This window comes from Sulfurisphaera javensis (assembly GCF_041154675.1).
Classification (GTDB): domain Archaea; phylum Thermoproteota; class Thermoprotei_A; order Sulfolobales; family Sulfolobaceae; genus Sulfurisphaera; species Sulfurisphaera javensis.
On the sequence record NZ_AP031322.1, the window covers coordinates 2,494,091 to 2,508,943 of the forward strand.

Consider the following 14,853-nt stretch of genomic DNA (forward strand, 5'->3'; position numbering starts at 1 on the left):
AGAATGAACAAATACACTTTATTTAAAATTATTAGGCTCCTTATTTCTTACTTTATATTAATTATAATGGCAATTTTTTCAATTTTCCCTCTATATTATGTTTTCATGACTTCATTTAGCAATGCACCTAATTTAATTTCACTTTCAATTTCTGATCTATTTCCAAAGCATTTGCACTTGACAGCTTATAAAGAGTTACTTTCAGCAAATCTTTATGGTGGTAATTTCCCATTGTGGGTTAGGAATAGCTTAATTTTAGCTTCCTCAACAGCAATAATCTCGGTCTTCTTAGCCTTAATTACTGGTTATGCATTATCAAGACTTGATATTCCAGCAAAGAAGATCTTAGCAATCTTCATTTACATCGTGACATTCTTCCCTTACACAGCAACAGCAGTACCTTTATACTTACTTTTTGCAAAACTTCATTTACTTAATTATATAGGTTTAATTTTAGCTTACACACCGGGTACATCAATTTTCGCAGCATTTATAGCAAAACTTAGTATTGACTCAATTCCATCATCTTATGAGGAAATTGCTATGATTGATGGCTTATCACGTTTTGGTGCATTCTTAAGAATTGTAATGAGATTAGCTTTACCAGTTGTTGTATTAACAGCAATATTAGGGTTTTCTGGAGCTTATCTTGATTTTGCCTTAGCTTATGCTTTCTTATTACCAAATGTAAAGGAATGGACTGCAACTATTGGCTTATATTACTTAGCTGGTTTATTAAATCCAGCAAGTGCTCCAGCATATAACATTTTTGCAGCTGGGGCAGTTTTAATGGGAATTCCTTTAACAGCTTTATTTATAGTTTCACAAAAAATGATGACTAGAGCTTATAGTAATTTAGCTGGGGTGAAACAATGAGTTATGTTAAGCTCGAGGATGTTTGGAAATGGTATAAGAATAAAAACAAAGTGACAGAAGTATTAAAAGGAGTAAATCTAGATATAGAGAAAGGAGAGTTTGTAGTAATTCTTGGGCCGTCTGGAGAAGGAAAAACAACAATTTTGAAAATAATATCTGGATTATTAAAGCAAGATAAAGGGCATGTATATCTTAGAGGGAAAATTGTTGATGATGTTCCTCCTAAAGATAGAAACGTTGCCATGGTTCCTCAAAATTATGCATTATATCCATTTATGTCAGTCTTTGATAACATAGCTTTTCCGTTAAAAGTTTCACACACTCCTAAAGAGGAAATAAAGAAGAGAGTAGTTGAAGTTGCTAAAATGTTAAGAATTGACGATTTACTTGACAGAAAACCTTCACAATTAAGTGGTGGGCAAATGCAAAGAGTTGCTATTGCTAGGGCATTAGTTAAGGGGGCTGACATTATATTAATGGATGAGCCATTATCTAATTTAGATGCACAAGTAAGAGTTCTAGCTAGAGAAGAGTTAAAACAGTTACAAAGGGAACTAAAGTCAACAATTATTTACGTTACTCACGATCAAGTGGAGGCATTAAGCTTAGCATCAAAATTAGCAATACTTCATGATGGTATAATCCAAGCTTATGGTGATCCAAAGGAAATTTATAATAATCCAAATAACGCTTGGGTTGGTAAGTTTTTAGGCAATCCACCAATGAATGTTATAAAGGGAAGTGTTAATGGTGATAGTATAATCATTTACGATTATAGGATTCCTTTACCAGAAAGGTTTAAAGGAATAGTTAAGGACGGGCAAGATGTTTTAATTGGAATTAGACCAGAGGACTTATTCATATCTGATAAAGGAGTTTTAGAGGGAGAAGTTGCAATGGTTGAGGATTTAGGACCTTACACTATCCTTCATGTCAAGATAGGTGATGAAACCGTAAGAGTGTTTGAGAAATCGTTTATAAGGAAAGAGAGAAATGAAAAGGTTAAGTTAGATGTTAATGTGAATAAGATAGTATTGTTTGATCCTAAGAGTGAGAGAAACTTACTTTTACTTACGGGTATAGGGAATGGTAAAAAGTAGAAGTATAATAATCGTGGTTATCGCTATTCTTTTTCTTATTTTAGCAATTTCTTTCTTTCCTTCAACAAAGAAAAGTAGTATCGAGAAAACTACATTCACCTTTCCCAATTACTTTGTAGTTCATAATCTCGTAATATATGACTCACCTTCCTATTTGTTATTAAACAATTGGGTAAATGAATCAATTTGGATATCAACTGGAATACCAGAACCAAACGCATTGTTAAATAACTTACCAAATTTGCCACCAACAATAACAAACCTTTATGTTGGTCCTTATGGTTTATTAAACTTTACCTTAAGTGTTAACGCTAATACTTCTTTAGCTTATCTAAATTTAAATAACTGTATTATTCTGGAAACTAATAAAGGAAACATTACTATACTTGAACCTCCTTACACACCATATTTTCTAATCCTTTTCAGCTTAAACTCAACTACTGCAGTTACAATTAAACCAACTAGCATGAGAATTTCTTCTTCTCTTTTCGTCATTAATGAAACTTTGCCAATTTATATACTTACAAATGGTACATTTCCTTTAGGAAAAGGTAAGTGGTTTATTGAGGTTAGCGTGTTAGAAAAACCAAACAGTAGCATATTAGCTTTAATAAAACTTAACAAGATGGAAGTTACTAAGTGGTTAGATAAATCTAAATCAACGAATCTGCCGAGTAACCTTAAGAAGGAGTACTATTTATCCCTTTTGATTGTCAAAGATGATCAAAATCCTTATTTAGGAACATTTTCAGCCTCTCCATCTCCAATCTATTTATATTCATGGGTTAGGGATTCAGCATTTTCAGCCTTAGCTTTACAATATTCTGGCCATTATCATTCAGCATTAAAGTATTGGCTATGGCTAAGTAAGGCTGAAGAACTTTATCCAGGAGTTTTTTACACTAGGTATAATTTTTACAACGGTAATCCAGATACAACTTTTGGAATACCAGAACTTGATGGTATTGGATTATTTGAAATTGGTATTTACTCTTATTATAACTTAACTGGTAATGTATCTTTCTTGAGAAGTGTATTTCCAACATTAGAGAAAATTGTTGAATATCAAATAAAAGAGATAAACTCTTCTCCTTATCATCTTTTACCACAAGATTTAAGCGTTTGGGAAGATAGAGATGCTTATCACTTTTGGACTGAGGCATTTAACGATCTCGGTTTATATTATGCTGTGAAAATTTACAAAGCTCTTGGTTTTGAGAATTACACTGTAATTGAAAAGTACGAGGAAATGCTAAATCAAAGTATAATTAGTAACTTCTGGCAAGGAAGTTATTTTGCCTCAGCCTTAGGTACTTCAGTAATTTTTGAAAATGGGAAGAGTGAAACTGTCTTATCACCAGAACCCCCTTCAATAGATTCAGCAACATTATTACCCCTAGATTTAGGTTATTTACCGGTAACTTCAAACTATTCTTTAACAAATTTTGAAACCGTTAAATCAAAGCTTACTATAAATGGTGGTTTAGCAAGGTTTTATGGAGATGATTATCATTATGACGAATATTTGTATGACAGTACTGGACCAAACCCACCATGGATTATTACAACACTTTTTGAGGCATTATATTTTGAGAAACTAGGGAATTATAGTCAAGCATTAAACTTAATGAACTGGGCTTATCAACATTCTCAACACGGATTATTACCAGAGGCAGTTAACCCAGTGTCTCCATCATATCCATTACCAACAACTTCGCCCTTGACTTGGTCATCTGCAATGTTTATTATAGTAGCTTTAAATTATAACTAACTATTGTTCTTTATGAGATAATTGTAATTTTATGTTGTTCAATATTAGATAAGTTCAGTTAAAGTGCATCGGATTTCAAATAATTGAGCCATAGTGTTTAGCTTATTATTATGATAAGGCAATATTATATTAAGACGTAAATTTAAATTAGGCGTAAGTGAAGTTTATTATGCGAGATAAAATATGCATGAATCAAAAAGGGTATTTAAAGATATTTTAATTATTTTCCTTATATTTACATTTTTAATATATCCTATCTTAGGCTTAATTTTACTTGCTGGGGGCATTTTTATATTTAACTTTGGTGTATACTTTATTCTTCTTATATTATCAGAAATTATAGGCATTTTGATTATTTCTTCACTTAAAAAAAAAAGACGGAAAGTATACACACTAAACCCTATTCCATATTATACTCAACGAATATCATTCAAAAGAAAGCATTATAGACCACACAGACACAAAAGAAAGCATTATAGGTCACCAAAATATAGTAAACCTAAGAAACAATACTCTCCACCACCTCCTCCTAAATCGCCTTCTCCGTCAGTACCACCAATATCTAATTGGGATCCTAACGTATGGGTAGGTAATGAAATTCACGGATATAAAGTCGAATCAGTTATTGGAACAGGTGGAAATGGTTATGTCTTAAAGGTTTCTTTAGGTGGAACTTATTATGCAATGAAAGTTCTTTCAATAACTCCACCACAAAGCGGTACTGTAACAATGATTGCTACAAGCGGTTTTGATCAATTATTTAACGAAAGTGAGAATTTAAAGAGATTGTCTCAAAATCCAAACTTTGTAAGGATATATGGAATTTATGTTGATTCAAATATAATAAGACAAGCCCTTAAGGGCGATTCAATGGCTTATTTTAAGAATCCACCAGCAATAGTTATGGAATTTATGGAAGGGGGAAGTGTGGACAAATTATTAAATGATAGAAACATTGTATACTCAAATTATTGGCCACTAATTGTAAAGAAGATAATAAAGCAAGTAGCTTTTGCCTTAGATTATTTACATTCGCAAGGATATGTGCATTTGGACATTAAACCTCAAAACATTTTCCTTCTAAGAAATCCCGGTTATTCCGGTTATGAAGTTTATAATAACATTGATAAGATTGTTAAGCTTGGTGATTTAGGTTCAGCAGTAAGAATAGGAGGAAGAATAGAGCAAGCAACAACTGCTTATTGTCCTCCAGACCAAATAGAGGCAGTAATTTTTGGCAGAGGTGCTGATCCTAAAATGGATATATTTGCTTTAGGAATAACAGCATATGTTTTACTAACATTACGCCGTGATAACCCAGCTATAGTATATTTAGATCAAGCCTTTGATTCATTTGTTAATGGTAATATTAATGATGCGATTAGTTTCGTAAATCAAGCTAAGCAAGTATTAGCAACATGGAGGCCAATGTTACCTTCAAATACACCACCAGATTTACAACAAATAATTCTGAGATCAATAAATCCATATCCACAATATAGGCCTACAGCAAGGGAAATCGCATATGGGCTTTCTTAGATTGCATTGGAACATTAACAAGATCATAGAAATTTTATTCATCACGAACCAAAAGAGCTCAATTTTTGAATTAAAAATATTTATTCCCTTATCAGAATATTCTAACAATGTTATGGGAATGTAATGTTCGTAAAAGTTCGCAACTACTAAATTTCACACTTCTGCGGGTGGTTTGATGACTATATCCGCTAGACTAGAATTTAGTCATAAATATTCTTTTAATTCACCTATAAGGGGGACATTCAAATTAACAGTAGTTCCAGAAATGCTATCTGTAGCCTCAGGCTTTCATTACATAATTTTACTTGACACTTCTGGTTCAATGAGAGGAGAAAAAATCGAAACAGCAAAAAGAGGTGCAATTGAATTATTAAATAGAATACCTCAAGGAAACAAAGTTACGTTAATTACATTTTCTTCTTATGTAAATACTTTATTTGAGTTTGAGGAAAGAAAGGATTTAGTTATTGAAAATATACAAAGAATTTATGCTAAAGGATACACAGCATTTCATACAGCATTAACTACTGCAGTACAAATTGCTAAAAAGTATAATGTGCCGGGATATTTCATATTACTAACTGATGGACGCCCTACAGATAGAAAAGATATTCAAGCTTATGAAATGTTAGACTTTCCAAGAGAATTCAAAGTCATAGCTTATGGCATTGGCTATGATTATGAGGAAAGATTTTTGAAAATTATAGCTGATAAAACTGGCGGTATTTTCATTCACATTCAAGATCCTAAGGAGATTATAAATTCACTTCCTCAAGCAGCTGTAACTAAAATAGGGGCAAAGGATGTCGTAATAGACATTGATGCACCATCATCAATAAGGTTATTAAATTATCCCGGACCACCAGTAATATTAAATGCAATAGATAAAACAGTGACAATTTACGGTGAAACTACAATTCCAGCAAGATTTAACGGAAATGCATTAGTAGTAACGATTAGTTATGTAAATCCTTTAGATAACTTAAAAAAGAATATTACATTACAAGCTCAAGTTTATCCAGCAACTGATACCCAAATGTTTCTTAGTGGTATTAATAATGAGATTAATAATGAATATCAGTATTATGAGTTAATGAATAAACTTGCTGACCAAGTTAATTCAGAAAACTTAATAGAGGCTACAAAGACATTAAATCAAATGCAACAAATAGCACAACAAACAAAAAGGGTTGACTTAATTGAAACGACTAGGAAGTTACAACAAAGTATTGGATCAACTAGAAATGTAGAACAGACTAGGAAAACCATAATGAGTGAAGTTACGAAAAAGATGAGATCATAAATTGTAAAGCTCTTGTCTATGAAAACTACATTTCAATATCTTTATTCATCTCTTTAGCTATATTAATTAACTCTTTAGGACCAAGAGAGACATCAGCAATTTCTGGCGGTTTCTCCTTTAAGCTTATTAGACCAACTTTAGGTGCAACTTTACTTAATTTCTTCACAACCTCTTTAGCCTCTGAAGTTGTAATTTCACCCATCTTAACTTCAAATGCAATTATTGGTTTCCTCCTTCTCCTAATTATAATGTCAATATCCTCTTTTGGAGAATAAACAAATTCACCTTATATAGTATTTGCTCATCATTTCACCTATGGAAAATTGCACTTTCCAACCTATTGGTAAATCTTCAATCTCAACATCCCTTTCACTAAGCAAATACTTTGATTCCGCATAAAGGGAGAGAGATAAAACTGGAGATAAATGCTTGTAATAGTACTCTTTGCCAGTCGTTTTTAACTTTCATAATTAACCCCATTTTACTCAGCTTGTTTAACATAGATGAAACAGTTGCTTCACCCCCTCAACTTGTAGTATTCCAGCTAATTCAGAGCTTTTCCAAACTCCTTCAGCAACTTTTAGTAAAATTCTGTAGTACGTTTCCGTCAACTGCCTTTCCTCTTCTTTAAATACTTCTTCTATTAAACCTTTAGAAATCAGTATGAACTCTTTAACTCTAGATACAAAGTCATCATAAGAGTTTATAAAAGGAATAATCCATGGGTCTCTAAAGAGGACAGACAGTATTGGATCTTCTAATTGTGCCAGAACTGTATCGTAATTCATTATCCTTATCCCCTTAGGAGTAAAGAAACCTAAAAGGTGAGAATTTGAATCAAAGACTTTGTTTAGCACACCATAACTTGACCCGGCTAAAACAAGTATACTGTCCTTGGGCATAGTAGATAAGTCAGTATAATACTTCATTGGCAACCTCTGGAATTCATCAATTATAACAAAACTTCCTTTTCTAAGCTCTTCCCTTATGTCCTTTAGGATCTCTTCTATCTTCTTTCTTTCACCATTTTCTAATAGCCCTTCTTGTTCATCAGCAATTGTAACGTAATAATCGTACTTGAGACAGTTCTTCAAAAGCGTAGTTTTTCCAGTTTTTCTTCTTCCGTAAATTAAAGTCCAATAATTAATCATTTTCAGCTCTTTGCATTCTTTTCAGTACTAGTCTCACAAGACTAGTCCTATAAGACAAGAATATATAAATTTAACTATTCAGGAAAATCGTAATGAGGGAAGTTTAAGATAATAGAAGACTTAATAATTTCTCAAAGTTATGATTCTTAAGAGAGTTAATGAAGAAGTAATGTCTATTTAAGAATTAGGTCTCACATATTCTTCAATTTTCATCAATGTTTGAATTGCATTTTCCAAAGTTTCCTCATTATACACGTGATGATCTAATAATCTAACAAAGTAACCTTTTCCAATTTTCTTAACCCAAGAAGAGTAATAGAGTCCCTTACATAAAGTGTAATCAAGCTTAATTTCTGAAATGGGCAAGATAGACACACTCGCTTTTTAAAGGTCTTAAGGTTTTTCTATCTTTGTAGTTTAACGTCTCTCCGAGTAATGTCTGTTCAGCTTCCTTTTCTTCATTCAAATAGCACACATTTCCTATGTTGAAGAACTTCAGATAATTCACGTTGTAAGGAATGTATTTTACTTCCATGTTCTTCTCTACATAGATTGTTGATATTATGTCTCTGTAACATAACATTTCTCCTTTTCTTGTTGGTTTCAAGTGAGTAGAAAAGAAATCAAAGTGTGGTAGCCATTTGCTGTGTTTCTCCTTGAACAGTCCCTCTAGGACTTCTGGTTTATCATTATTTTCAATACACCTTACTCTATAAAAGAATGGTACATCACCTAGCCAAACAAATATTCCACCTTCTTTTATAAACCTTGCAAGGTTATTATCAAGAGAAGTCAAAGTGTCGTAATCGACATTAAAAAGTGTGTAAGGCATTACACCCTGAAGCATAATAAGTATTCCAGGTTTTTCTACAGCCTTATTCACACTGTGGTAATCAACAACTTGAACCTCTTGTTTTCCCTTACTCAAGCAGCTAAGGAAATTAATTTAACAATTGAATATGAAGTAGTTCCATTTACACCAACATTAAAACAAGATTTAATAACAGGAAACTATCAATTGATTACCTTTGGATGGGATGTTACTCCTATAGTACCGGGCTTTCTATATTTCATTGATGGACCTTTAGCACCATCTAATAGTGATGATGATTTCGTAAATACAACTATTAATCAATTATTAACAGAAGCTTATGTAACTCCCTCTACACTTAACCAATCTGAGATGTATACTAAACAAGCCATATATGATCTACAATATGCAGTACTAGAAATAATAGCTGGCTGGGGTAATAGTGTAGCTGGCGCTTATTTATCTGGGTATGCAAATTACATTCCAACTGTAAGTGCTGGAATTAGCTTAATGAATGTCCATGTAGCTAATTCTACTAAAGGTAAATTTACATGGGGTTTAGCTCCAGAATCGGCAGCACCAACTACTTATGATGTTTATTCTGCAGAAACTGCATGCGAATTTGATGGACTACAAGAAGTGTATGATACACCATTATCATCACCACCTTACAATCCATTACAATTGTTACCATGGGTAGTAGCAAACTGGACTATTATTGATCACTTAAACGAAACTATACCCGGTACTAATATCAAATTAGTTAACGGACAAGAGATAATAATGTATTTAGTTCACAATGATACTTTCCAAAATGGTTTACCACTAACAGCCTTAGCTATAAACTTCACAATATGGTACTTTGATATGGGTGGTTATTCAAGCAATCCGTTTAACGCTTCGAAAGATACAGTATATATAGGAACTTACTGTGGTAAACCGGTCATATTAAACTACACTGCTGAAACAAGTGCTCCATCATTTGAATGGTTTGATCATTTACCAAATTTAGTTTATTCATACGTACCTCCAAATAATCCATACGAAATAGAAATATTCTTCAATGATAGTAACTTATGGAACATATACTCATTAAGTGGAATCTACATAGTTCCACCAAACATATTTGAAAACATTCCACCACAATGGTTAGGAGAAGACATTTACTCAGTATCTCATAATGGTCAAGTAATTGGTTCTGGTCCATACTACTTATACTCATGGAACACAAGTACTGGATCAATATTCTTAAGAAATAATGGTTACTTCAGATTAGACCCATTAGTTAACTTCATTGCTAACATTACTCAAGGAAATACTTACACATTAACATTTAACATTACTCAAGTTTATGGAGCACCGGCATACATTAATGGAAAAGCAACAGTAACAACACCATTAGTACCAATTGATAACGCTACTGGTGTTGCTGAAATATGGATATATGGAGAAACACCAAAGCCAATAGAGACAATACCAATAACTCACGTTAGTGGAAATACTTATGAGGTAACAATTAATACAGCAAACTTAACTCCCGGAGATACTTACGTAGTGTTCATTAATGCAACATACACAGAACCAGTAATGTTAAACTTCAGTGCTAACAGCGTTGGTGGTGGAGTTAAATATGTACCAATGACTCACTACTTCTATGAGTACTATTCATTTAATGTAATATCAAAGACTGCTGTTGTAACAACTACAACTACGTCAACAACAGTCACAACAACCACTACAACTACAACTGCAGTTTCAACAATTACTCCAGTAACATCTGTAACACTACCAAGTGTACCAAGTGTTACAGTAACAACTACAACTGCAGTATATGAATCAGTTGGAATTGGAGCAGTATTTATAATAATAGCTATAGCAGTTTCATTCTTATTAGGTAGAAAGAAAGAATAAAGGTAATTTTTCTTCTTCCTTTCTTTTTTATTTTCCACTTATCATTTCAATAGCCTTATCTAATTGTAAATCTCTTTTTTCTCCCGGTGGAATATCAACCTCTATATCTGGTTCGACACCTTGATTTTCAATTTGTAATCCAATTTCATAGAAGTGAACAGCATGCTCTGGTTGGGTTACTACTGTTCTATCTGCTAAAGTGTGCCTTAGTGAAATTCCAATTACACCACCCCAAGTTCTTTTTCCAATAACAACTCCCAACTTGTATTTCTTAAATAGATAAGTAAAGATATCACCATCTGAACCAGCATATTCATTAACTACTTCAACTAATTTAGGTGGAGAAGACATATAAGGTTCTGGGATTGGTTTCCTATTTCTACTAACTACCTCTCCTTGCCTTTTTAAAAGTAGGCGGGAAAGAATTAAACCAGATATAAATCCACCCCTGTTAAATCTAGCATCAACTATTAAGCCTTCTTTATCAAACTCTGAAACGAAAAGCCTGTAAAATTCTGCAAAACCTTGAAACATCATATCTGGTATGTGAATATAACCAACCTTGTTATTAGTCTTTTCATGAACATATTCCCTATTCCTTTCTACCCAATCGCGGTAAAGTAAATACTTTTCATTCTTCAATAGACGCACATACACTCTCCTCTTTTTGCCATCTTTTGTTATTACATCAAGAGTTACGTTCTCTTTATTCATTAAATAATACTCTATTTGCCTATAAGTTATACTCTCTCCATCAATTGAAACTATACAATCTCCTTCCTCTAATTGAACTCCGGGATCACGTAAGGGACTTCTTTCGTTCTCATTTGTAGGATCTCCCTTATAAATCCTTGTAATTTTAAAACATCCATTCTCAAACTTTACTTCAGCTCCTAAACCGTAAGTGAATAATGGATCATCAGTTTCATAACTATAAACGTATTGGTAAGAGTGGGAAGTTTTAGCTTCACCTTGCATTTCGTTAATTAAATCTGCTAATTCAAATCTAGTGCTTATCCTATCCACTAGTGGTAAATACTTATTTATTACTTCATCCCAGTTATTAAGTCTTTTCTCATTCCAATAATTTTCCTTTATTAATTCCCAAGCTTCAGATAGCATTTGTTTCCATTCTTTTTCTGGGTCAACAAGAACTTTTACCCTAGATAGATCTACAACGCCACCTTTCTTGCCTTGTGCATTTAAATCTGGTTTAGTTGATACGTCAAATAACCTTACTCCATCTTTTAGCTGAACTAATATTTTGCTTTTATCTAATGAAAGTGAGAAAAATCTTACGTTTTCAAGATAAGTGTCTAAGCTTTCGTTATCAAGATCATAAACTAATAATTTACCCAACGTCTCGTCTTGAGATAAATTACCCTTCACTGGGAAAGTTAGTAAAAATACCTTGTTACCCTTTGCTCCTTCAATTTTTACATAAACATCTTCATCAACTGGGAATGGGATTACCCTATCTTGTATTCCCTCAATTTCAATTTCTTTCTTATCTTTAATTTCTTCAAGAGGTTGGTTAAATGGGGAATAAACGTTGGCTAATGTAACTAAATAAGGTTTAATTGCCTTCTGAAAACTCATGTTAAATATTACTTTATCTGCCGTAGGGTCTAAATGCCTAACTGACAGAAAATATAAGTATCTACCATCTGGATCGAAAGAGGGTGAAAAGTCATCGCCATAAGGTGAAGTTATTCTAATTATTTTACCACTCACATTTCCAAGTTTGATTGACCTAGTATAAGGACCTTCTGGGAATGAGTATGCAAACCATTCACTATTAGGATGCCAATCCATTTCAGTAATTATACCATATTCACTTTTATCAATAAGCTTTGCATTACCACTATCTAGCTCTACAAGCCATAATTCAAGTTTGTTATTTGAGACTAGAAGTTTTTTACCATCTGGTGAAATTTTCATGCTTTCAATTCTTCCTAAATTAACGTTGATTTTCTTTTCGCCATCAAGAGAGAGAATTAATAATTCCCTTTTGTCATTAGTTGCTATTACTTTTCCATCTGGAGTTACTTGGATAGAATAATATTTTACCCCTTGTTTTTCTCCCAATTGATATGCTGGACCTTCAAAAGGTTTCATTATGAATACTTTACCTCTACTAACAATTGCTAAATATTCATTGCCAATTTTACCATCTGTAATGTAATCAAATGTTGAAACAAAGTGAGGTTTTCTTTTCTTTCTATCAGTAAATATTGAAATGTCAAGTTTTCTTAACTCGTCTTTCTGAGGATTAAATAAATAAAGATCACCTTTATGTTGAAATACAATTAATTTTCCATCGCTAGATGCATTTCTACAATATTCTAAGAATGTGTGTTGTCTTAATTCACTCCCATCGAGGTTTACTGAGTATAAATTTGATTTTCCATCATTATCATAAAGGAAATAAACGCGGTTATTAATTATGATTGGCCAACTAATTATTCCGTTTAAAGATAAGAATTTCTTGAAAGTTTTACTATTATCAAAAGAAATCCAAAATTCTCCTTTTGTACCACCTTTATATCCTTTCCAAAATGGGAGATCTTGATAGCCTCTTGCCACAATAACGACGTTGTCTTTAATTGTTACGTTTGAAACTATTCCATAATCAAGCCTTTAATATTCCCCAGTTTCTACGTTTATTTTATAAGCGACTGTTGAAAAAGGCGTTTTATAATCAGTTATTGCTATAATTTCTTTATCTGAAATCCATTGAGAAACTCTTATTGAAAGGGTGTTAAAATAAGTAATTCTCCTTTCACCATTTTCGTCAATAAGAAAAAGATCTGAAACAGATTTCCCTTTATTTAACCAAATTCTGGTAAATACTATACTTCTCTTATCTGGACTTATTTTAGGCCATACTGAAACACCATTACCACTAGTTACTCTACTTGCAGTCCCTTTACTTATGTCGTAAATCCAAATGTCATCATCTGTAGTAAAAGCAATTAAATTTTCTTTAATATCTGGAAACATGTAATATCCTTTCATATATTAGGAAATTTGAGTTACATTATAAAAAATTATTGAAATGAATGTGCTTACTTACGTTAATTCATAAAAAATTCTATCAGAAGAGATGAGATAAAGGAAAATTGAAGTTGGAATTATTATCGTGTCATTTTTCTTTTCAAATTCATCTAATGAGAGAACGTAACTAGGTAAAGATGAGATTCTTTTTATATTTCTCTCCCATTTTACTTCAATTCCAATTTTACCTACTAGAAAATCAATTTCTTTACCACTCTTAAAGAAAGTATATGTTGCTTCACCATACTCTCTAGCTAAATGTTCTCCAACTACTCCCTCTATTAAGATTGGTATTTCGTGATTCTCAAGATCTCCACCTATGCTGTATCTTTTCATTACTCTAAATAAGAAAGGATCAAGAAAGTACACTTTTTTAAAAGATTTGAAGTTAATTTTCCCCGTATCAATTTCTTTCTTCCTAAAGATTCTAATAATGAAGAGTTTTTCCATTGTTTCTAGGTAATCCGAAACTGTGTTATGTGAAACTGAAATTTCTTTAGCTATTGTATTATCCGAAATTCTACTCCCAATACTTTCAACTATTTTTCTAACTATTTGCTTAAAAAGAAGTTCGTCCTTATTTGCCTTTAAAATTTCTGAAAGAATTGCATCTTTATAAATTTCGTAAAGGGAAATTGGATCGTTAACTAAATTAGTTGCAAAATAACCGCCTTTTTTAACATATTCAAGTAATGCCTTATTTAACTCAGATATGTAAGGGAGAAGTCTAACAGAGTATTCAAAAATTTTATCTCTTTCATAAACTTTGACAGTAGGCACTTCTAGTCTTTTATAGAAAATATTAAAATAATTTCGAAAGTTCAAAGGATAAAATATAACTTTTTGTATTGGTCTACCCGGTAAAGTTTCTTTGTAAAGATTTACTGAAGAGGAACCAGTGACATATACTAAGGAATTTTTAAAGTAACCGGCATTGAATAAGTGAAGTAAACCAATATTCCAGTCCTTGACAGACGTTATTTCATCAAGGAAAATATAACTTTCTTCCCCACTGTTTATCAACGTTCTATATTCATGAACAAGTTCTATTAACTCTTCCTTTTTTGAGAGAGCATCACACGAAAAGAAAAGTATTTTCTCTGGTTTAACCCCTTTCTCAAGAAAGTTTTTTATTGTAAGTTTAATGAAAGTTGTTTTCCCTACTTGTCTTGGACCTAAGATAAGGGAATTTTGAGAGAGAGAAGGGATGTAAATTTTACCCTTTTTTACATTTTCATCGTCATAAATTTTCTTGGAATCGATCCACCAAGGGTTTTGAAAGCTCATTTGAGAATATAGTGACACTGATAATTATCTGTCAACTTTTATTTAAA

Annotated in this window: 13 protein-coding genes; 6 read left to right on the plus strand and 7 right to left on the minus strand. The window is 32.3% G+C overall.

What is annotated here, in order from left to right; genetic code table 11:
- Nucleotides 1–3 precede the first annotated feature (3 nt).
- The 5 genes from ACAM25_RS13650 (at nt 4) to ACAM25_RS13670 (ending at nt 6,589) form a co-directional block, all read left to right on the plus strand.
- Nucleotides 4–876: an ABC transporter permease subunit gene (locus tag ACAM25_RS13650; RefSeq protein ID WP_369610244.1), complete on the plus strand. Its 873-nt coding sequence runs from the start codon at nt 4–6 to the stop codon at nt 874–876.
- A complete protein-coding gene (locus ACAM25_RS13655; RefSeq protein ID WP_369610245.1) occupies nt 873–1,976 on the plus strand; it encodes an ABC transporter ATP-binding protein in 1,104 nt (367 codons plus the stop codon). The genes ACAM25_RS13650 and ACAM25_RS13655 overlap by 4 nt, the downstream gene beginning before the upstream one ends.
- On the plus strand, nt 1,963–3,747 hold the full coding sequence (locus ACAM25_RS13660) for a glycoside hydrolase family 15 protein (RefSeq protein WP_369610246.1): 1,785 nt from the start codon (nt 1,963–1,965) through the stop codon (nt 3,745–3,747). Before ACAM25_RS13655 ends, ACAM25_RS13660 begins: the two co-directional genes overlap by 14 nt.
- A gap of 183 nt (nt 3,748–3,930) precedes the next feature.
- Nucleotides 3,931–5,286 (plus strand): serine/threonine-protein kinase, encoded by a 1,356-nt coding sequence (locus ACAM25_RS13665; RefSeq protein ID WP_369610247.1) that lies wholly within the window; start codon nt 3,931–3,933, stop codon nt 5,284–5,286.
- Between the two features lie 175 nt (nt 5,287–5,461).
- Nucleotides 5,462–6,589 (plus strand): VWA domain-containing protein, encoded by a 1,128-nt coding sequence (locus tag ACAM25_RS13670; RefSeq protein ID WP_369610248.1) that lies wholly within the window; start codon nt 5,462–5,464, stop codon nt 6,587–6,589.
- Between the two features lie 25 nt (nt 6,590–6,614).
- On the opposite strand, the gene ACAM25_RS13675 is transcribed toward ACAM25_RS13670, so the two are convergent.
- The 4 genes from ACAM25_RS13675 to ACAM25_RS13690 form a co-directional block, all read right to left on the minus strand.
- Complete coding sequence (locus tag ACAM25_RS13675) at nt 6,615–6,791, minus strand: hypothetical protein (RefSeq protein ID WP_369610249.1); 177 nt, start codon at nt 6,789–6,791, stop codon at nt 6,615–6,617.
- A 292-nt stretch (nt 6,792–7,083) separates the two neighbouring features.
- Nucleotides 7,084–7,740: an AAA family ATPase gene (locus ACAM25_RS13680; protein WP_369610250.1), complete on the minus strand. Its 657-nt coding sequence runs from the start codon at nt 7,738–7,740 to the stop codon at nt 7,084–7,086.
- A gap of 177 nt (nt 7,741–7,917) precedes the next feature.
- Nucleotides 7,918–8,106: a hypothetical protein gene (locus ACAM25_RS13685; protein ID WP_369610251.1), complete on the minus strand. Its 189-nt coding sequence runs from the start codon at nt 8,104–8,106 to the stop codon at nt 7,918–7,920.
- The gene (locus tag ACAM25_RS13690) at nt 8,087–8,668 is read right to left on the minus strand and encodes a hypothetical protein (protein WP_369610252.1); all 582 of its coding nucleotides are present in this window, start codon (nt 8,666–8,668) and stop codon (nt 8,087–8,089) included. The genes ACAM25_RS13685 and ACAM25_RS13690 overlap by 20 nt, the downstream gene beginning before the upstream one ends.
- Between ACAM25_RS13690 and ACAM25_RS13695 the strand changes: the two genes are divergently transcribed.
- Nucleotides 8,651–10,462 carry an ABC transporter substrate-binding protein gene (locus tag ACAM25_RS13695; RefSeq protein ID WP_369610253.1) on the plus strand — a complete coding sequence of 604 codons (1,812 nt, stop codon included), beginning with the start codon at nt 8,651–8,653 and terminating at the stop codon, nt 10,460–10,462. The two genes, ACAM25_RS13690 and ACAM25_RS13695, sit on opposite strands and share 18 nt — an antisense overlap.
- Before the next feature lie 27 nt (nt 10,463–10,489).
- Here the strand turns inward: ACAM25_RS13695 and ACAM25_RS13700 are convergent, their stop codons facing one another.
- From ACAM25_RS13700 to ACAM25_RS13710, 3 genes are all read right to left on the minus strand, one after another.
- A complete protein-coding gene (locus tag ACAM25_RS13700) occupies nt 10,490–12,979 on the minus strand; it encodes a S41 family peptidase (protein ID WP_369611698.1) in 2,490 nt (829 codons plus the stop codon).
- Between the two features lie 123 nt (nt 12,980–13,102).
- A complete protein-coding gene (locus tag ACAM25_RS13705) occupies nt 13,103–13,480 on the minus strand; it encodes a hypothetical protein (RefSeq protein WP_369610254.1) in 378 nt (125 codons plus the stop codon).
- Between the two features lie 54 nt (nt 13,481–13,534).
- Complete coding sequence (locus ACAM25_RS13710) at nt 13,535–14,824, minus strand: ATP-binding protein (protein WP_369610255.1); 1,290 nt, start codon at nt 14,822–14,824, stop codon at nt 13,535–13,537.
- Between the last annotated feature and the right edge of the window lie 29 nt (nt 14,825–14,853).

Coding starts and splice junctions, on each gene's coding strand:
- ACAM25_RS13650 (WP_369610244.1), top strand. CDS start 4: ATGAACAAATACACTTTATTTAAAATTATTAGGCTCCTTATTTCTTAC.
- ACAM25_RS13655 (WP_369610245.1), top strand. CDS start 873: ATGAGTTATGTTAAGCTCGAGGATGTTTGGAAATGGTATAAGAATAAA.
- ACAM25_RS13660 (WP_369610246.1), top strand. CDS start 1,963: ATGGTAAAAAGTAGAAGTATAATAATCGTGGTTATCGCTATTCTTTTT.
- ACAM25_RS13665 (WP_369610247.1), top strand. CDS start 3,931: ATGCATGAATCAAAAAGGGTATTTAAAGATATTTTAATTATTTTCCTT.
- ACAM25_RS13670 (WP_369610248.1), top strand. CDS start 5,462: ATGACTATATCCGCTAGACTAGAATTTAGTCATAAATATTCTTTTAAT.
- ACAM25_RS13675 (WP_369610249.1), bottom strand. CDS start 6,791: ATGGGTGAAATTACAACTTCAGAGGCTAAAGAGGTTGTGAAGAAATTA.
- ACAM25_RS13680 (WP_369610250.1), bottom strand. CDS start 7,740: ATGATTAATTATTGGACTTTAATTTACGGAAGAAGAAAAACTGGAAAA.
- ACAM25_RS13705 (WP_369610254.1), bottom strand. CDS start 13,480: ATGAAAGGATATTACATGTTTCCAGATATTAAAGAAAATTTAATTGCT.